Here is an 18,095-nt window from a genome sequence, read left to right on the forward strand (position 1 = left end):
GGACCGCGGGCCTCCAGGCCCGCCTCATGTCATCCTGAGCGCAGCGAAGGATCTCATGCCGATTGCCTCCGGCGATGAGGTCCTTCGCTACGCTCAGGACGACAAATTCGAGTGGACCCCGCCATGCCCCCGCGCTTCCTGACCGTCGGCATCGATGTCGGCGGCACCTTCACCGACCTCCTGGCCATCGATCCGCGCACCAACCAGGTGAAGCTCGCCAAGGTGCCGACGACGGTCGACAACCAGGCGACCGGCTTCCTGGCGGCGCTGGCCGCGGCCGGCGCCGATCCCGCCACCGTGCAGGCGCTGGTGCACGGCACCACGACCACGACCAACGCCGTGCTGGAGCGCAAGATCGCCTGCGTCGGCCTGATCACGACCAGGGGTTTCCGCGACGTGCTTGAGCTCGGCCGGCGCACGCGGCCGCAGCCCTACGGGCTGCGCGGCACCTTCGAGCCCGTCGTGTCCCGCGAGCACCGGCTCGAAGTGCCCGAGCGCATGGACGCCGACGGCAATGTCGTGACGCCGCTCGACGAGGCCGCCGTCGCCGAGGCGGCGAAGACGCTGATCGCCGCCGGCTGCGAGGCGGTCGTCATCCATTTCCTGCACAGCTACATCAACCCGGCCCACGAGAAGCGCGCGGCCGAGATCGTCCATGCGCTGTGGCCCAACGGCTACATCACCGCCGGCCATGCCATCCTGTCGGAGTACCGCGAGTACGAGCGCGGCGTCACGGCCGCGGTCAACGCCGCGGTGCAGCCGGTGCTCGACCGCTACCTGTCGCGGCTGCGGCTCGAGCTGCTGGGCAAGGGCTTCGACCGCGACATCCTGGTGATGCAGGGCAACGGCGGCACGGCCTCCTCGCAGTTCATCGCCCGGGCGGCGGTCAACACGGTGATGTCGGGCCCGGCCTCGGGCGTCATGGCGGCCGCCTATACCGGCCGCCTGTCGGGCCATCCCAACCTGATCACCTACGACATGGGCGGCACCTCGACCGATGTCGGCCTGATCGAGAACGCCGTGCCCACCGTCTCGGGCGAGCTCGAGCTCGAATACGCCATGCCGATCCACGTGCCGATGGTCGACGTGCACACGATCGGCGCCGGCGGCGGGTCGATCGCCGCCGTCGACGCGGCCGGCATGCTGCGCGTGGGCCCCGAGAGCGCCGGCGCGCGGCCGGGCCCGATCTGCTACGGTCGCGGCGGCGCCGAGCCCACCATCACCGACGCCAACCTGGTGCTGGGGCGCCTCAATCCCGACCGGCTGCTGGGCGTCGACAGTCCCGTGACGCTCGACCATGTGCGGACGCTCGTGGAGGACAAGGTCGGCCGGCCGCTCGGCCTCGACGCCGAGGCGGCGGCTGCCGCCATCCTGCGCATCGCCAACGACCGCATGGCCGGCGCGATCCGGCTGGTGTCGCTGGCGCGCGGCCGCGACCCGCGCGACTTCGCGCTGTTCGCCTTCGGCGGCGCGGGCCCGTTGCACGCCACGGCGCTGGCCCGCGAGCTCGGCATCCCGACCGTGCTGATCCCGGCGCGGCCCGGCATCACCAACGCGCTGGGCTGCGTCGTGGCCGACCTGCGCCAGGATTATGTGCGCACTATCAACAAGCCGCTGTCGGCGCTCGACGCCGCCGCCATCGCCGCGGCCTATGCCGAGCAGGCCGCCCAGGGCCGCACCGCCATCGGCCGCGAAGGCGTGCCGGTGCGCGAGCTGCGCCGCGTCCTCAGCGCCGACATGCAGTTCCAGGGGCAGAGCCACATCCTCTCGGTCGCCGTCGACAACGAGAACATCGGCGTCGCCGGCCTGCACAAGGCCTTCGCCGCCGCCTACTTCCGCCGCTTCGGCATCGAGCTGCCCGAGATCCCGCCGGTGCTGGTCAACCTGCACACCGCGGTGATCGGCGTCCGCCCCGAGATCCCGCTGGCGGCGCTCGCCGCCGGCGAGCGGGCGCCGACGCTGGCGGCGGCCAGGGTCGGTGAGCGCCGCGTCTGGTTCACCGACGGCTGGCGGGAGACCCCGGTCTATGCCCGCGACCGGCTGCCGCTCGACGCGGCTTTCGAGGGGCCGGCGATCCTGGAGCAGCTCGACTGCACGACGGTGGTCGAGCCGGGCGACAGGGTGAGGCAGGACGGGATCGGGAACCTGCTGGTGTCGGTCGGGACCTCGGCTTGATCTGCTGGATCTGTCAGTCAATCGGCGGGATCGAAGGGGATGATCTTCGTCGTGGACGGCAGGAATCTCTCCGGCCCGGTTTTTGCGACCTTTTCCCAAAGATAGCCTATCATGGGCAGGCGGCAGGCGGCAGCGGAGGTGGTTCATGGTGACTCATGTGCGGTGTGGTTCTCTCTTCACGGGCGACCAGACGACGGCCTCGCCAGGCAGCACTCTCGTGTACGGCGACGACGGACGCCTCACCTATGTCGGGCCCACGGCGGGCGCGCCAGCGGTCTCCGTCGGCGAGACGCTGCTGAACTATGAATCGCTGTTCGTCATGCCCGGCTTGATCGACGTGCATGTCCATCTGGCCTACGGCAACGCCAAGACCGAAGAAGACATCGATCTCTACCAGCCCATGGAGTTCCGTGCCCTGCGCGGGATGTTCTTCGCGCAGAAGGTCGTCGCGGCCGGCTATACCTCGATCTGCGCGCCCGGCGACGCCGGGCAGATCAGCCTGTCGGTGCGCGATGCCATCACTGCCGGCCTGTTCGACGGTCCGCGCGTGACGGCGGCCGGCCGCTACATCACATCCCGCCAGGGCCTGACCGACTGGTATCCCAGCTGGATCGGCGCGCCCGACACGTCGATCGGCCGGCTGGTCGCCAGCAAGGACGAGGCGATCGAGGAGATCCGCGTCCAGGCCAAGAACGGCGTCGATTGCATCAAGATCGCCATGGACGGCTTCCAGACCCGGCCCGACGGCGAGCTGATTGCCGCTTTCAACCAGGACGAAACGACCACCATGGTCACGGAGGCCCAGCGTCTCGGCCGCAAGGTGGTGGTCCATGCCCGCGGCCGCGAGGCCGTGCTCTACTCGGCGCGGGCCGGCGTCGACCTGATCTTCCACGCCTACTATCTCGACGACGAATGTCTCGACGCCATGGTCAAGTCGGGATCGGCCATCGGTCCGACCATGACCTTCCCGCGCAACATCATCGACTTCACCCAGCCCTATGAACGCGCCGCCACAAAGGGGCGCATCGAGAACACTTCTCGGGAATACGAGATCGCCTGCGCCAACCTTCAGCGGGCCCGCAAGGCCGGCATCCCGATGATGACCGGCACCGACAGCGGCTTTGCCGTCACGCCCTACGGCGAGTGGCACGCCCGCGAGCTCGAGATCTTCGTGCGCGATCTCGGCTTCACGCCGGCCGAGGCGCTGCGCTGCGCCACCGAGGTGGCCTCGCGTTTCCTGGCGCGGGGCGACCGGCTCGGCGTCCTGGCACCGGGTCGCCAGGCCGATTTCATCGCGGTCGAGGGCTCGCCGCTCGACAACATCGCGCTGCTGCAGGACAAGAAGCGGATCCGGCACGTCCATATCGGCGGAACGCGCCTGCAGATTCCCGAGCGCGGCTACGACCCGAACCTCGTCACCGACAAGTCGTGGATCAACTGGAGCGATATCTACACCCAGGAGCGGGTGCACGAACTCGGCCTGCTCGGAGACAAGAGCCTGGCTGCCGCCGAGTGATCCGGGCGGAGGACGGGCATGCACGCTGAGATCGCCGGCGCGGGCTTTGCCGGCCTGGTGACCGGGATCGCGCTGCGCCAGCGGGGCTGGACGGTGCGCGTGCACGAGATCGACGATGAGTTGCGCGCCTTCGGTGCAGGCATCTTCATCTGGGACAATGGCCTGCGCGTGCTGGAGGCCATCGGGGCCTACGAGGCCGTGGCCGCCGGGGCCTATGCGGCGCCGGGCTATCGCACCGAGCGCGACGGCGCCTGCATGTCCTTCGGCAGGGTCAATGCCGAAGGACACTTCCGGCTGCTCACCATGTCGCGCCAGCATCTCTACGCGGCCATCCTGGCGGCCGCACGCCGGGCCGGGGTCGAGCTGGTCACGAGCTCGGCGGCCGTGGGTGCCTCGCCGGACGGCGAGCTGCATCTGGCCGACGGTCGCCGCCTGAAGGCCGACCTGGTGGTTGGCGCCGACGGTGTCCGCTCGGCGGTGCGCGATTCGCTGGGCCTGCCCGGAACGCGGAAAAAGTACATCGACGGCATCGTTCGCGTGCTCGTGCCGCGTGGCCCGCTGGTCGGCGGCCGCTGGGACGAAGTCATCGACTTCTGGGCCTTCTCGCCGCGCACCCTGCGCATTCTCTACACGCCTTGCGGCGCCGATTCGCTCTACATGGCGATGATGGCGCCGGTGGCCGACGCCGAGGCGTCGGCGATTCCCGTCGATCCGGACGTGTGGGCCTCATGCTTCCCCGACCTGCGGCCGGCACTGGAGGCGATCGGCACGAGGGGGCGCTACGACGTCTACGAAACGACACGGCTCGACCGGTGGTCGTCGGGCCGCGTCGCGATCGTCGGCGATTCCGCGCATGCCATGCCGCCGACGCTGGCCCAGGGCGCGGGGTGCGCCATGATGAACGCACTGGGGCTTGCCGTTGCCGTCGAGGGCGTGAGCCGCGGCGACTTGCCCGCCGCGCTTGCCGCCTGGGAGGCACGCGAGCGTCCCCTGACCGATCACACCCAGTCGAGCGCCGCGCATCTCGCGGCGACGCGGGCGCTCGCCCAGGGAATGCCGTGGGACAGCGACGTCTTCCGCGCCGTCCGCCACGTCCCGACAGGGACCGCGCCCCCTTGACGTCACCGCAAGACAACCGTCACAATTAACTAGATAGTTAGTTAAAGGGGGCGGCATGCCGGAGGCTGGGGCGACGGCAAGCAAGGTCGCGATCGACATCGGCGGCACCTTCACGGACATCGCGTTGGCGACGGCCGACGGCCGGATTCACCAGAGCAAGGTCTCCTCTACGCCCGACGATCCCAGCCGCGCCGTGATCGAGGGCGTGGCTCAGCTGCTGGCCGAGCTCGGCCTCGATCCGGCGGACGTGGCCGAGGTGATGCACGGCACCACGGTCGGCTCCAACACCATCCTGCAGAGGACGGGAGCCCGAACGGGGCTGATCACCACGCGCGGCTTCCGTGACGTGCTGGAGATCGGCCGCATCCGCATGCCCGACATGTTCGACCTCACCTGGGAGAAGCCGCGGCCGCTGGTCCCGCGCCGGCATCGACTCGAAGTCACCGAGCGCATCGCCGCCGACGGCTCGATCGTGTCGCCGCTCGACGAGGGCGCCGTCGTCGACGCGGGCCGCGCGCTGGTCGCCGACGGCATCGAGGCGATCGCCGTCGTCTTCCTGAACAGCTATCGCAATCCGGTCCATGAGCAGCGCGCCGAGGCGCTGCTGCGCGAAGCGATTCCCGGCCTCCTCGTGACGAGCTCCTGCGCCGTCCTGCCGGAGATCAAGGAATACGAGCGGACGAGCACGACGGTGGTCAATGCCTACCTGCTGGCCGCGATGCAGCGCTACCTGCAGCGTCTTGAAAAGGGCCTGCGCGGCGTCGGCGTCACCGCACCCATCCTCGTCATGACTTCCAACGGCGGCATGCTGGCGGCGGAGGCGGTCTGCGAGAAGCCTGTGCTCGCCGTCGCCTCCGGACCGGCGGGCGGGGTGATCGGCGCCGCGCGCCTGGGGGCGGCGCGCGGCGATCGCGACGTCATTGTCTTCGACATGGGCGGGACGACGGCCAAGGCCGTGATCGTCGAGGACGGCCGGCCGACGATGACGTCCGAGTACGAGTTCCGCGACGGCATCTCGACCTCGAGCCGGTTCGTCAAGGCTGGCGGTTACATGCTGAAGGTGCCGGCCATCGACATTGCCGAGGTGGGCGCGGGTGGCGGCTCGATCGCCGCCATCGACAAGGGAGGCCTGCTGGTGGTCGGTCCTCAGTCGGCGGGCGCGATTCCGGGCCCGGCCTGCTACGGCATGGGCAATGACCGACCGACGGTGACCGACGCCAATGTCGTGCTCGGCTTCATCAACCCGCATGGCTTGGCCGGCGGCCGCCTGGAAATCGACAAGTCGCTGAGCGAGAAGGCGATCGCCGACCATCTCGCGGCCCCGCTGGGGCTCAGCATCGTCGATGCCGCGCACGGCATCCGCGCCGTGGCGAACGCCAACATGGCGCGTGCCGTGCGGGCCGTCACGGTGGAGCGCGGCCGCGATCCGCGCGATCTCGTGCTGATGGCGTTCGGAGGCAACGGCGGCGTCCATGCGCCCGATCTCGCCCGCCAGCTCGGCATTCCAAAGGTCATCGTGCCACCGCTCTCCGGCGTGTTCTGTTCGGTCGGAATGCTGGCCAGTGACGTCGAGCACATCGCGCTCGCCACCGTCGTGTGCCGTCTCGATCGCTTGGCGACGGCCGAACTCGCGGCCCTGCAGCGCGGCCTCGCCGAGGAGGTCGATGCCAGGCTGGCCCGCGACGGCTACCGCCCTGACCGCCGCGTCGTGGCCTTCGAGGCGGAGTTGCGCCACGAGGGCCAGGCCAGCGAGCTCACCGTCGCACTCGACGGCGACGACCTGGAGGTGCTGCGCGAACGCTTCGCGGACGAGTACTTCAAGGTCTATGGCTATCGCGACACGACGCCCGTCGAGCTCATGAAGCTGCGGGCGATCGGCCGCGGCCTGCGCGACAACCGGCTGGATTTCGCCGACATGAAGATCGCGCCGCGTGCCGGCACGACCGCCGCCGCGAGCCGCGCCGTGTCGTTCGCGCGCGGCGAGCCCGCCGTGCCGGTCCCGATCGTGGGCCGCCAGGCCCTCGGCAGCGTCCCGCGCCCCGGTCCCTTGATCGTCGAGGAGTTCGACGCCACCGTCGTCGTGCCCCCGGACGCCACCGTGCATTGCGATGCGATCGGCTGCATCGTCGTGGAGATTGCCGCATGAAGATCGATCCGATCACCTTCGCCGTCGTCAAGAACGGCCTGGATTCGATCGCCGACGAGATGGCCTACACGGTGGTCCGCACCGCCAGATCCGAGATCGTCAAGGACGTGATGGATTTCTCGGCTGCGCTGTGCGCCGCCGACGGCCAGATGGTGGCACAGGCAAAGACCATCGCCCAGCATCTCGGCGCCATTCCCGAAGCCATGGACTCGGTGCTGACGGCCTTTGCCGACGATCTGCATGACGGCGACGTGGTGATCATGAACGATCCCTATCATGGCGGCATGCACCTGCCGGACATCTTCATGTTCGTGCCGATCTTCCACGGCGGGGTGCGCCGGGCCTTCGCGGTCGTGATCTGCCATCACACCGATGTCGGCGGCCGGGTGCCGGGCTCCAATGCCTCCGATTCGACCGAGATCTACCAGGAAGGCCTGCGGATGCCGCCGCTCAAGCTCTACGAGCAGGGCCGCATCAACCGCACCCTGGAGAAGCTGATCCGGATCAACGTGCGCGTGCCGGACCGCGTGCTGGGCGACCTCGCGGCCCAGTATGCCGCCGCCCAGGTCGGTCGCCGCGGCCTGGAGAAGCTCATGCAGCGCTACGGCGCCGACGAGCTCGAAGCCTACATGCAGGAACTGCTCGACTACGCCGAGCGGCTGACCCGGCAGGAGATCCTCACCTGGCCGCGCGGCACCTGGCGGTTCACCGACCATATCGACAGCGACGGCTTGTCCGACGCGCCGATCCCGATCTCGGTCGCCATCACGGTGCGCGACGACGGCACGCTTGCCGTCGACTATTCCGGCTCCTCGCCACAGGTCCGTGGCGCGCTCAACTCGACCCTGAGCTTCACGCGCTCACTCACCTATCTGAGCGTGCGTTGCGTGCTGGCCAAGGATATCCCGAACAATGTCGGCCTGTTCCGCTGCGTCGACGTGACCGCCCCCGAGGCCTCCATCCTCAATCCGGCGATGCCGGGTGCCTGCGCCGCGCGTGCCCTTACCGGCTATCGCGTCTTCGACGCCATGCTGGGTGCCCTGGCGCAGATCGTGCCGGACAAGGTTCCCGCGGCGGGCGAGGGCGGCAACAGCGTGATCTGCATCAGCGGGCTGCGCCCGAACCGGGAGCCCTTCATCATCGTCGACATGATCTGCGGCGCGTGGGGAGGGCGGCCGGACAAGGACGGCCTGGAAGCGGTAACCAACGCCTCGCAGAACCTCTCGAACATGCCCGTCGAGATCATGGAGGCCGAGCATCCCGTGCGCATCGAGGAATACGCCTTCGTGCCCGACAGCTGCGGCGCAGGCCGCTTTCGCGGAGGGGTGGGCATCCGGCGGACCTATCGCATCCTCGCCGCCGAGGCGCTCCTGCAGATGCGCACCGATCGTGTGCGGTTCGCGCCGTACGGCCTGTCCGGCGGCCAGCCGGGCGGAAAGTCCAGCAACTACATGGAGGTCGGCGGCGAGCGGCGCGCCCTTCCCGGCAAGATCACCACCAGCGTTCAGCAGGGCACACTGATCGTCCACGAGCAGGCCGGCGCCGGCGGCTTCGGCGATCCGCTCGAGCGGCCGCCCGAAGCCGTGTTCGAAGACTTCCTCGAAGGCAAGATCTCGCGCGACTATGCCGAGCGCTTCCATGCCGTCGTGCTGACGCCCGAGAGTACGCTCGACCGCGATGCCACCGCCGCCCTGCGCGATGCGCGCGGACGCGCGCGGCCGGTCGCGACCGCGGCCTGAGGCGGCGGGACTCGATGGAGGCCGTCGAGATGACGCCGCCGCGCCGCACGCGCAATGCCGCAGCGACGCGGGCTCACATCCTCGCGGTCGCGCAGGCCGAGTTCGTCGACCACGGGCTGAGCGGCGCCAGGATGGACCGCATCGCCACGGCCTGCGCCGTCAACAAGAACCTGCTCTATCATTACTTCGGGTCCAAGGAAGACCTCTACCTGGCGGTGATCGAGGCCATCTGGGCGGGCCTGCGCGCCCACCAGCGGGACGACGAGCTGCTGGCGCTGCCGCCGGACCAGGCGATGCGCCGGCTGGTCACCAACACCTTCGACCACTTCGTCGCCACGCCGGAGCTGATCCGGCTGATGAGCGTCGAGAACATCCACTACGCCCGAAACCTGCGGCGCTCGACCACGGTCAAGCCGCTCTACGGGGACCTTCTCGACACGCTCCGGACGATCCTGCAGCGTGGTCAGTCGGAGGGAATGTTCCGGCCCGGCGTCGACGTGATCGACCTCTACCTGTCGATCTCGGGTCTGGCCTACTTCTTTCTGTCCAACCAGCACACGCTGTCGTGGCTGCTCGACCGCCCCCTGGTGACGCCCCGTCGCGTCGCCGCGCGGCGCCGGCACGTCGTCGACATGGTGCTGGCCTATCTCGTGCATCCGTCGCCGGACGGGCAGGACATGCCGGCGGCCCAATCAGGCGAAAGGAGACAGGGATGAGCAGGATTTCTTGGCAGCGATGGGTGGCGGCGACGATCGCCGCGGCGGGGCTGATGGGGGCGCTGGCCGCTCCGGCGGCCGCCCAGGAGAAGATGTCGGTGCGCCTCGATTTCGCGCCGTGGGGCGTGCAGGCGGCCATGCACCTGGCGAACCAGCAGGGCATGTTCAAGGCGGCCGGGCTCGACGTGGACGTCCAGGACGGCCGCGGGTCGGGCAACACCATCCAGCTGGTGAATGCCGGTCAGGTCGATGTCGGGCAGGTGCAGGTGGGGCTGCTCGGATCTGCGCGCGCCCAGGGTGCGCAGCTGAAGGCGATCGCCACCTTCATGCCCAAGACCGATCTCTGCGTGCTGGTCGACAAGTCCTCGCCCATGACCAAGGCGGCGGACCTCAAGGGCAAGACCGTGGTCGTGTTCGCCGCCAGCCCCTGGGCGCCGCTGATCGATCCCTACCTGAAGTCGGGCGGCCTCAACCGGGAGACCGCGAAGATCGACTTCGTCGATCCCGCCGCCCTCTGGGGCACCTACATCGCCAAGCGGGCCGACGGCCTGATGTCGACGGCGAGCTCGGCGCTGCCGGTCGCCGAGGCATCGCGGCCGTCCAAGTGCCTGTGGGCCTCCGATGCGGGTCTGACCTTCATGAGCTACGGGCTGGTCGTGAAGGAGGATACCATTGCCAAGCGCGGCCCGGCGCTACGGAAGCTGATCGAGACCCAGCAGCGCGCCTGGGAGCAGATTCGCAAGGATCCCGAGCTCGGCGTCAAGGCGATGCTCGCCGCGCGCCCGGACGCCCGTCTCAAGCCGGACGTCCAGCGCAGCCAGATCGTCATGTCCCTCGACTTCTTCGAGACGCCGGCGACCAAGGGCAAGCCGATCGGCTGGCAGGCGAAGGCCGACTGGGAGGCTACCTTGAAGACGCTCGAGGGGGCCGGCGTGGTCAAGCCCGGCTGGAAGGCCGACGACTACTTCACCAACGCCCTGATGGACTGAGATCGTGCCGGAGGCATCGCCCCTTCTCGGCGCCGCGCACGTCTGCCTGCGCAACGTGGGCAAGACCTATGCGTCGCCGCGCGGGCCGGTGCCTGCCCTGGCGGGCATCGACCTCGACCTCGGCGTCGGCGAGTTCGTCAGCGTCGTCGGGCCTTCCGGCTGTGGCAAGAGCACGCTGCTCAAGCTTGTAGCCGGGCTCGAGGGCCTGAGCGCCGGCGAGATCATGGTCGAGGGCCGTCGGATCGATGGACCGCCGGACGGGCTGGGCGTCGTGTTCCAGCGCGACGTCCTGCTCGACTGGCGGACCATCCTCCAGAACGTGCTGCTCTCCGTCGAGCTCAGCGGCAAGCCGACGGCCGGCTATCGCGAGCGCGCCCTCGGGCTTCTGGGGCGCTTCGGGCTGGGCTCGTTCGAGCATCGCTATCCGTGGGAGCTGTCGGGCGGCATGCGCCAGCGCGCCTCGATCTGCCGTGCGCTGCTCTCAGACCCGCAGCTTCTGCTGATGGACGAGCCGTTCGGAGCCCTCGATGCGATGACGCGCGACGACCTCAACCTCGAGCTGGCGCGCATCTGGCAGGAGACGCGCAAGACCCTGCTGTTCATCACCCATTCCATCGCCGAGGCGGTGTTCCTCTCGGACCGTGTGGTGATGATGGGGCGCGCTCCGGGCTCCATCATGGAGATCGTCTCCATCGACCTGCCTCGGCCGCGCTCGCTGGCGGTCCGCGAGAGCGCCGACTTCGGCCGCTACGTCGCGCACGTCCGGCATCATTTCGCCGAACTCGGGATCGTCAAGGAGTAGCCGATGCTGAAGCGCCTGCTTGGGGCGAGCGAGGCGCGCGACGTCGTCGCGGTCCTGGCCGCCACCCTGCTCTTGTGGGAGGCGGGCGTCTGGTTTTTCCAGCCACCGCCGCTGATCCTGCCGGCGCCGAGCGCCATCGTCGCCGCTTTCCTGCAGACGCCGGGGGTGTTCATGCGCCAGCTCGGCTTCACGCTGGGCATGACGTGCCTGGGCTTCGCCCTGGCCGTCGTCCTGGGCGTGCTGCTGGCCGTGGCGATCGTCTCCTCGAAGCTGCTCGAACGCACGATCTACACGCTGCTGGTCGCCCTGAACTCGATTCCCAAGGTGGCGCTCGCGCCGCTCTTCGTCATCTGGATGGGCACGGGCAGCGAGCCCAAGGTGGCCATCGCCCTGATGCTCGCCATCTTCCCCATCGTGATCGACACCGTGCTGGGGCTGCGATCGGTCGATCCCGACATGCTGCACCTGGCCCGTGTCTCGCGGGCGTCGCCGTTGGCGGTGCTGGCCAAGATCAAGTTCCCCTGCGCGCTGCCCAGCCTGTTCGCCGGCATGAAGGTGGGCATCTCCTTCGCGCTGGTCGGTGCCATCGTGGGCGAGTTCGTGGCTGGCAGCCAGGGGTTGGGCTTCCAGATCCTGGTGGCGCAGGGCCAGTTCGACACCGTCGCCGTGTTCGTCTGTCTGGTGCTGCTGGGCATCTTCGGCACGCTGCTGTTCTTCGTGCTCGACTACGCCGAGCGGCTCTGCCTGCCCTGGCACGTCTCGCAGCGCGGCCGCCACAGCGGCGGCGAGTGAGGGACGGATTGGCGTGGGTCGTACGGGCATGCCACCGACAGATGGCTCGAGAGGATGCGGACTGCTGGCGCCCATCAGAAGTCCGCAGTCAGGCCTCACGCTTCTCTTCCCTTCGACGGCGCGCGACCCGAAGGCGGGAGGGTAAGGACGCCTGCTCCTCAAGCCGGCAGCGGAAGATCCAGCGTCGTCGTCCGGCGCATCTCGCGGCGGTGGGTCTTGTCGTCGAACGGGCGGGCGCGGTGCATGGTGCAGCGATTGTCCCAGATCACGAAGTCATGCGGCCGCCAGATGTGGCGGTAGGTGAATTGCGGCTGGGTCGCGTGATCCATCAGGTCTCGCAGCAGCAGGCGGCCCTCCGGCACCGGCCAGTCGACGACATGGGCGGCATGCGAGGCGAGGTAGAGGGCGCGGCGGCCCGAGGTCGGGATGGTGCGGACCAGCGGATGGACGGCGCCCTTCAGCTTCTCCTGCTCGTCGTCGCTGAAGTCGAAGCCCAGCACGTGGCGGGAATAGACGATGGAATGGAAGACGCGCAGCCCCTCGATCGACGCGCGGGTCTCCGCGTCGAGCGCGTCGTAGGCGGCGCGCATGTCGGCGAACTCGGTATCGGCCCGCACCGGCGGCACGACCCGCGCCGACAGCATCGAGTAGCGGCCCGGCGGATCGACGAACGAGGCATCGGTATGCCACAGCCGGTTGGCGACCGAGGAGGCGCGCATGCGGTTGTTGGCGTCCCGGATCCGGCCATCCCGGTCGACGTTCGAGACGTCGGCAATGGCCTCGTTGCCGAACCGGTTGGCGCCGATCGCCGAGGAGGAGGTGCGGGCATGCAGGGTGCCGTCGAAGCGCTGGGCGAAGTCCAGCTGCTCCTCGTTGGTGAACTGCTGGTCGCGGAACACCAGCACGGCGTATTTGTCCATGCCGGCGCGGATCGCCTCCAGCGATTCGCGGTCCTTCACCTGGCGCAGGTCGATCGCGCCCACCTCGCCGGCGAAGACGGGCGTGAGCGGCGTGATGGTGACGGTCATGATGTACTCCCGGGCGAGAGAACGACCGGACCATCCTGAGGGAAGTCCCCGCGGCCACCAACACGGTTCTTTCGGCAGGCGAAGGCCGGCCGGCGCCGTTCGAGCCGGGCCGGCCGGACCGGCGTCAGTCCGGAAAGTGTTCGACGTGAGTCTCGCCGCTCCGGCCGATGTAGAGGGCGCGGCGGCCCGTGAAGGATACGAGGTAGGCCGCGCACCCGGCGGCGGCGGCCTTCCGGCAGAAGCCCCGGTAGGTGTAGCCCGGCACGAGCTGCTGGGCCTCCCGGATGGCCGCGCCGAGGCCGGCGATGTCGAAGGCGGGCGCGACCGCCGCATCGGTCCCGTGGGTGGCGAGCTCGATGCTGTCGCCATCGGGAAGGTAGTAGGTCGCGACGGCGCGGCGGAAATCGACCGCGTAGCTCTCGAAGCCGGCCGCCATCAAGGCACCGACGATCTGCGGGAAGGTCATTGCGTTCGTCTCCGCGGCCTCGAGACAGGTCCTGGCGACGCTCGTCCTGTGTTCGTCCATGGCGATTGCTCCTCGATGGGGTCAGTCGATCGGGATCGCGGTCATCCGGCCGCGCTCCACCAGGTGCCTCAGCATCCTGCCCAGGCGCTTCCGGTCGTCGGCGGAGAGATGCTCGAAGAACGCCGCGTCGTTGCGGTCGGCGAGGTCCGCCAGCGCCGGCACGAGGTCCGCTCCCCGCTTCGTCAGGGCGAGGGTTTGTGCCCGTCCATCCTCGGCACTCGCGCGGCGGACGATCAGCGACTTGGCGATCAGGCGGTCGGCCAGTCGTGTGATGGCCCCGCGCGTCAGCCCGATCTCCGCCGCCAGGCGGCTGGGGGCCGTCGGCTCCCGGCCGTAGAGCGAGCGCATCACGACCCATTCGGCGACCGTGACCCCATGGGCGGCAACCTTGGCGGCGAAGGCATGCGACACGTGGTTGGACACGGCCCGCAGCCAGAAGCCGAGATGGTCGGTGAGGGCGGACACCGGCTTCGCGGTCATGCGATCTCCTTGATTGACAAGGAAACTAGTCGGGGATGATTGCCAAGTCAACTAGCTGCGGTTCTCGGCTTGGGCCCGCTGCAAGACCAAGTGTGGCAACCGGAATCGAGCCCAAGGCCGGGCGTCTCCTGGAGCCTCAAAAGTCACTGCGTGGCGGAGCTGACGCCGATCGAGCGGGCGTCGGACTTAACAGGGACAAGCACTTGAGTTATAGTGGCGGCTGCTCTATTCATCGTCCATCTGCGACAGGGCCGGCCGGGCCGCGATCCGGGCTGGGAAGCCGTCGGTCTCGGTCAGGCCAGGCCCTGGCGGACCGCCGAAACCATCAGCGAAACTTGCGCAATTATCTGAATTCGCGGGTGGAGGGGGAAACCATGAAGATCGTCGACGTCAAAGCCTTTCCCACCAGCTTCCGGGTGCCGAAGGAGCGGCAGGTGTCGCTGGGCATCGGCACCATGACCAAGCGCGACTGCGTCATGGTGAAGGTGACGACCGAGGACGGGATCGTGGGCTGGGGCGAGAGCCACCATGCGCGTGCGCCGGGCAGCATCGGGCACCTGATCAACACCACGCTGAAGGACTTCGTGGTCGGCCAGGACGCCACCGACACGGTCGGCATCTGGAGCCGCATCTACAAGTTCCAGCTCGGCAGCCACGGCATGGGCGCGGCGACGGCGATGGCCATGAGCGGCATCGACCAGGCGTTGTGGGACGTCCGGGGCAAGGCCGTGGGCTGGCCGCTGTACCGGCTGCTGGGCGGCAGCGCGAAGCCGGTGCCGGCCTATGCCGGCGGCATCTCGCTGGGCTACCAGCCGCCCGAGGCGCTGGTCGCCGAGGCCGAGCCGATGGTCGAGGCGGGCTACCGGGCGCTGAAGCTCCGGATCGGCGACACGGTAGCCGACGACATCGCGCGCATGAGCGCGGTGCGCCGCCGCTTCGGCGATGCCATCGACATCCTGACCGACGCCAACACCGGCTACACGGTGGCCGACGTGCGCCGCGTGATGCCGGCGATGGACGAGCTCGGCATCGGCTGGCTGGAGGAGCCGTTCCCGGCGCACGACCACCGCTCCTATGCCCTGGCCAGGGGCTTCGGCCGCACGCCGCTGGCGGCCGGCGAGAACCACTACACGCGCTTCGAGTTCCACCGCGTGATCGAGGACGGCACCATCACCATCCTGCAGCCCGACCTCTCCAAGAGCGGCGGCATCACCGAGGTCCAGCGCATCGCCGCCGCCGCCTCGATGTGGAAGCTGCCGGTCCATCCCCACAGTTCGATGACCGGGCTCAACCACGCCGTCTCGATCCACCTGCTCGCGGCGATCGACAATGGCGGCTACTTCGAGGCCGACCTGTCGCTGGCCAACAAGTTCCGCGACGAGCTGGGCAGCGAGCCCTGGAAGATCGGCCGCGACGGCTGCGTGCGGCCGCTCGAACGGCCGGGAATCGGCGTCGAGATCGACGAGGCCTTCCTCGCGGCTCATCCGGTGATCGAGGGGCCGGGTTACGTCTGACGCCGTGCGGTCGACAAGAGTGTGACCGGCCGGACACGCCCGCGCAGTGCTCTTGTGGCGCGATCGTGGCATTCGTCCGGGACGTGGCGAAACTCACATATCCTGCCCGTGGGACTGCTACTGATCCGCCCGAAAGCGCCCTCGATGGCGTTCAAGGAGCAGCCCATGAGTGCACCTTCCGTCCTGTCGAACTTCCTCCGCCCCCGGACCGCCGAGGAGCGGGCCGCTGCCGAGCTCTTCGACGCCGACCAGCCGATCCGCCTGACGCCGGTCGTGCCGAAGGACAAGCTCCCGGGCGGCGCCGGCGACGCGCTCCAGGTCGAGGTGCTCGGCTACCGCGAGCAGCTCTCGACCCTGGACGGCCGCCGCTTCCGCGTGCTCGACCCGATCTGGAAGCTGGTACCGCGCCGGCGTTGACAGGGAACCGCGTTCCTCCCCGGCGAAGCCGGGGAGGAACGACATTCGCTACTTTCGCTACGCCGCCACGACCAGCGTCGAGGCGAGCTGGCGCACCGATCTCACCATCGCCATGGCGACCAGCTTGCCGGTCTTGCGGTTCTCCGCGCTGACGGCGACGTCCTCGCGGAAGGTGAAGGAGCCGAACGCGCCGGCCGCCTCGAGCTCGACCACGTGGCTGTCGATCCCGGGATCGGCCACGATCACCAGGCGCGTGGCGTCGAGGCCGAGCCCGGCGATGGCGGCGGCGGCCGAGATGTTGACGTTCTGCGGATAGAGCCGCGCGCCCTCGCGCACCGGCCCGTCGAACAGCGTATGCGGGGCGGCCAGCGCGTCGAGGTCGACCAGCGTCTCGGCCGGCGTGCCCTTCCACGCCGAGGGATCCTTGCGCACCGTCACGGTGACCCGGTCCAGCCCGCCGACCGCGGCGCTGCTCAGGATGTCGAGCGCGCCGATGCCGGCCGACGGCAGGATCAGGCGCCGGCCGGCGGCTCGGGCCGCGGCCAGCAGCCGGTCGAACAGCGCGGTGTCGGTGAAGGCGCCGACCGAGGTCACCAGCAGGTCGGCGCCGCCCTCCAGCGCGCGCTGGCCGTGGCTGCGCACCGCCTCGTGGCCCGCGCATTCGGCCACTGCGTCGAAGCGATGGGCGAAGAAGCGCTCGGGATCGTGGGTCAGCCGTTCCGCCTCGGGGCCGGCGGGACGCGGCCGCTTCACCAGGGCGGCGACCAGCTCGAGGTTGTCGATGCCGCCGGCCGCCAGCGCGGCCTCGACCTGCCGCCCGATCGCGCCGTAGCCGATCAGGCCGAGCCGAACGCTCACGCGAGCGCGCGCTCGACCCAGCGCGCCGCCGAGATCAGGCGGTCGTCGTCGCCCGGTCGGCCGACGAGCTGCACCGAGAGGGGCAGGCCGAACGGGCCGGTGTTGAAGGGCAGCGCGATGCAGGGCGTGCCGAGCAGCGTCCAGAAGCGGTTGAACACGGGATCGCCGGTGCTGCCGAGCCCGGCCGGCGCCTCGCCCTTCGCCGCCGGCGCCAGCAGCAGGTCGAAGCTCTGCCAGGCCTCGGCAAGCTGGGCGAGGGCCGTGCGCTTGCGCTTCTTGGCATCGGCATACTGCTTGCGCGTGACGGCATCGCCTTCCTCCATCACCGTCTGCAGCGAGGGCGAGAAGAGGGCGGCGAAGCGCGCGCGCTCCTTGGCGAACGACTGAGTCGCCTCCTTCGTCATGATGCGATGCTGCGCCGGCAGGAGCGCGGCCCAGCTCTCGGGCGCCGTCCATTCGCGCACGCGGGCGCCGGCGGCGCGCAGCGTCCGCGCCGCCGTCTCGATGTTCTTCCTGTTGTAGGGCTCGGCCAGCTCCCACCACGGCGTGCGGACGAGGCCGATGCGCGGCGGCGCGGCCGGCGGATCGGCCGGCTCGTGCCCGTAGGCGGCGCGGATCAGCGCCAGGTCGTTGGCCTCGCGGGCGAAGAAGCCCAGCGTGTCGAGGCTCGGCGCATAGGTCTTGACGCCGCTCATGTCGGCCCAGCCGAAGCTGCCCTTGTAGGCGACCACGCCGTTGAAGGCGCCGGGCCGGATCACCGAGCCTGCCGTCTGCGTGCCGTAGCCGACCGGCGCCATGAAGTCGGCGACGGCGGCCGCCGAGCCCGAGGAGGAGCCGGCCGGCGTGTGGCGAAGATTGTGCGGGTTGTGGGTCTTGCCGGCATGGGCGCCGGCGAACTCGGTGGTCACCGCCTTGCCGAGCACGATGGCGCCGGCCTTCACCAGCCGGGTGACGCAGTCGGCATCCTTGCCCACGACATGGTCGCGGTAGATCGGCGAGCCGCAGGTCGTCGGCATCGTCCGGGTCGAGATGATGTCCTTCACCGCCAGCGGGATGCCGTGCAGGGGCCCGACGGGGCGGCTGCGCCTGTCGAGCAGGTCGGCGCGCTTGCGGGCGCCCTCGGGGTCGAGCGCTTCCCAGGCATGCACCTCGCCCTCGCGCGCGTCGATGCGGTCGAGGCAGGCCTCGACCAGGTCGCGGGCCTTGAGCCGCTTCTGGGCCATGTGCAGCACGGCCTCGCTGGCCGTGAGACGGCTGGGCGATTTCGCCATCGATGCT

16 protein-coding genes are annotated in these 18,095 nt (G+C 69.7%); 11 read left to right on the top strand and 5 right to left on the bottom strand.

What is annotated here, in order from left to right; all coding sequences use genetic code 11:
- The first annotated feature begins 123 nt into the window (after window positions 1-123).
- From ACO073_RS08215 to ACO073_RS08255, 9 genes are all read left to right on the top strand, one after another.
- Window positions 124-2,175, top strand: a complete 2,052-nt coding sequence (locus ACO073_RS08215; RefSeq protein ID WP_421996681.1) for a hydantoinase/oxoprolinase family protein — start codon at window positions 124-126, stop codon at window positions 2,173-2,175.
- A 217-nt stretch (window positions 2,176-2,392) separates the two neighbouring features.
- Entirely contained in the window at window positions 2,393-3,691 is a 1,299-nt protein-coding gene (locus tag ACO073_RS08220; protein ID WP_421996682.1) for an amidohydrolase family protein, read from the top strand.
- Between the two features lie 18 nt (window positions 3,692-3,709).
- Window positions 3,710-4,810, top strand: coding sequence for an FAD-dependent oxidoreductase (locus ACO073_RS08225; protein ID WP_421996683.1), 1,101 nt, complete (start codon window positions 3,710-3,712; stop codon window positions 4,808-4,810).
- 55 nt (window positions 4,811-4,865) lie between these two features.
- Window positions 4,866-6,956 carry a hydantoinase/oxoprolinase family protein gene (locus tag ACO073_RS08230; RefSeq protein WP_421996684.1) on the top strand — a complete coding sequence of 697 codons (2,091 nt, stop codon included), beginning with the start codon at window positions 4,866-4,868 and terminating at the stop codon, window positions 6,954-6,956.
- A complete protein-coding gene (locus tag ACO073_RS08235; protein WP_421996685.1) occupies window positions 6,953-8,695 on the top strand; it encodes a hydantoinase B/oxoprolinase family protein in 1,743 nt (580 codons plus the stop codon). Before ACO073_RS08230 ends, ACO073_RS08235 begins: the two co-directional genes overlap by 4 nt.
- 14 nt (window positions 8,696-8,709) lie before the next feature.
- Window positions 8,710-9,411: a TetR/AcrR family transcriptional regulator gene (locus ACO073_RS08240; RefSeq protein ID WP_421996686.1), complete on the top strand. Its 702-nt coding sequence runs from the start codon at window positions 8,710-8,712 to the stop codon at window positions 9,409-9,411.
- A complete protein-coding gene (locus tag ACO073_RS08245) occupies window positions 9,408-10,400 on the top strand; it encodes an ABC transporter substrate-binding protein (RefSeq protein WP_421996687.1) in 993 nt (330 codons plus the stop codon). The genes ACO073_RS08240 and ACO073_RS08245 overlap by 4 nt, the downstream gene beginning before the upstream one ends.
- A 4-nt stretch (window positions 10,401-10,404) precedes the next feature.
- On the top strand, window positions 10,405-11,202 hold the full coding sequence (locus ACO073_RS08250) for an ABC transporter ATP-binding protein (RefSeq protein WP_421996688.1): 798 nt from the start codon (window positions 10,405-10,407) through the stop codon (window positions 11,200-11,202).
- 3 nt (window positions 11,203-11,205) lie between these two features.
- Entirely contained in the window at window positions 11,206-11,994 is a 789-nt protein-coding gene (locus ACO073_RS08255) for an ABC transporter permease (RefSeq protein ID WP_421996690.1), read from the top strand.
- A gap of 158 nt (window positions 11,995-12,152) precedes the next feature.
- Here the strand turns inward: ACO073_RS08255 and ACO073_RS08260 are convergent, their stop codons facing one another.
- The 3 genes from ACO073_RS08260 to ACO073_RS08270 form a co-directional block, all read right to left on the bottom strand.
- Window positions 12,153-13,022 carry a TauD/TfdA dioxygenase family protein gene (locus ACO073_RS08260; protein WP_421996692.1) on the bottom strand — a complete coding sequence of 290 codons (870 nt, stop codon included), beginning with the start codon at window positions 13,020-13,022 and terminating at the stop codon, window positions 12,153-12,155.
- 124 nt (window positions 13,023-13,146) lie between these two features.
- The gene (locus ACO073_RS08265) at window positions 13,147-13,548 is read right to left on the bottom strand and encodes a DUF1398 family protein (RefSeq protein WP_421996694.1); all 402 of its coding nucleotides are present in this window, start codon (window positions 13,546-13,548) and stop codon (window positions 13,147-13,149) included.
- 21 nt (window positions 13,549-13,569) lie between these two features.
- Complete coding sequence (locus tag ACO073_RS08270) at window positions 13,570-14,028, bottom strand: MarR family winged helix-turn-helix transcriptional regulator (protein ID WP_421996696.1); 459 nt, start codon at window positions 14,026-14,028, stop codon at window positions 13,570-13,572.
- Window positions 14,029-14,402: 374 nt separating this feature from the next.
- Here ACO073_RS08270 and ACO073_RS08275 point away from each other — a divergent pair, with 374 nt between their 5' ends.
- Both ACO073_RS08275 and ACO073_RS08280 read left to right on the top strand, forming a co-directional pair.
- Entirely contained in the window at window positions 14,403-15,542 is a 1,140-nt protein-coding gene (locus ACO073_RS08275) for a mandelate racemase/muconate lactonizing enzyme family protein (protein WP_421996698.1), read from the top strand.
- A 165-nt stretch (window positions 15,543-15,707) separates the two neighbouring features.
- Window positions 15,708-15,959, top strand: a complete 252-nt coding sequence (locus tag ACO073_RS08280) for a hypothetical protein (protein ID WP_421996699.1) — start codon at window positions 15,708-15,710, stop codon at window positions 15,957-15,959.
- Between the two features lie 57 nt (window positions 15,960-16,016).
- Here ACO073_RS08280 and ACO073_RS08285 read toward each other — a convergent pair whose 3' ends face one another.
- Both ACO073_RS08285 and ACO073_RS08290 read right to left on the bottom strand, forming a co-directional pair.
- Window positions 16,017-16,817 (bottom strand): aspartate dehydrogenase, encoded by an 801-nt coding sequence (locus ACO073_RS08285; RefSeq protein ID WP_421996700.1) that lies wholly within the window; start codon window positions 16,815-16,817, stop codon window positions 16,017-16,019.
- Entirely contained in the window at window positions 16,814-18,088 is a 1,275-nt protein-coding gene (locus tag ACO073_RS08290; protein ID WP_421996701.1) for an amidase, read from the bottom strand. The genes ACO073_RS08285 and ACO073_RS08290 overlap by 4 nt, the downstream gene beginning before the upstream one ends.
- Between the last annotated feature and the right edge of the window lie 7 nt (window positions 18,089-18,095).

The sequence above is a fragment of the Reyranella sp. genome (genome assembly GCF_965229815.1).
Classification (GTDB): domain Bacteria; phylum Pseudomonadota; class Alphaproteobacteria; order Reyranellales; family Reyranellaceae; genus Reyranella.

Bases quoted from the DNA above. Each gene is read 5' to 3' on its own strand.
- ACO073_RS08280 (WP_421996699.1), top strand. From the start codon at position 15,708: ATGAGTGCACCTTCCGTCCTGTCGAACTTCCTCCGCCCCCGGACCGCC.
- ACO073_RS08260 (WP_421996692.1), bottom strand. From the start codon at position 13,022: ATGACCGTCACCATCACGCCGCTCACGCCCGTCTTCGCCGGCGAGGTG.
- ACO073_RS08270 (WP_421996696.1), bottom strand. From the start codon at position 14,028: ATGACCGCGAAGCCGGTGTCCGCCCTCACCGACCATCTCGGCTTCTGG.
- ACO073_RS08225 (WP_421996683.1), top strand. From the start codon at position 3,710: ATGCACGCTGAGATCGCCGGCGCGGGCTTTGCCGGCCTGGTGACCGGG.
- ACO073_RS08230 (WP_421996684.1), top strand. From the start codon at position 4,866: ATGCCGGAGGCTGGGGCGACGGCAAGCAAGGTCGCGATCGACATCGGC.
- ACO073_RS08245 (WP_421996687.1), top strand. From the start codon at position 9,408: ATGAGCAGGATTTCTTGGCAGCGATGGGTGGCGGCGACGATCGCCGCG.
- ACO073_RS08215 (WP_421996681.1), top strand. From the start codon at position 124: ATGCCCCCGCGCTTCCTGACCGTCGGCATCGATGTCGGCGGCACCTTC.
- ACO073_RS08255 (WP_421996690.1), top strand. From the start codon at position 11,206: ATGCTGAAGCGCCTGCTTGGGGCGAGCGAGGCGCGCGACGTCGTCGCG.
- ACO073_RS08240 (WP_421996686.1), top strand. From the start codon at position 8,710: ATGGAGGCCGTCGAGATGACGCCGCCGCGCCGCACGCGCAATGCCGCA.
- ACO073_RS08290 (WP_421996701.1), bottom strand. From the start codon at position 18,088: ATGGCGAAATCGCCCAGCCGTCTCACGGCCAGCGAGGCCGTGCTGCAC.
- ACO073_RS08275 (WP_421996698.1), top strand. From the start codon at position 14,403: ATGAAGATCGTCGACGTCAAAGCCTTTCCCACCAGCTTCCGGGTGCCG.
- ACO073_RS08265 (WP_421996694.1), bottom strand. From the start codon at position 13,548: ATGGACGAACACAGGACGAGCGTCGCCAGGACCTGTCTCGAGGCCGCG.
- ACO073_RS08235 (WP_421996685.1), top strand. From the start codon at position 6,953: ATGAAGATCGATCCGATCACCTTCGCCGTCGTCAAGAACGGCCTGGAT.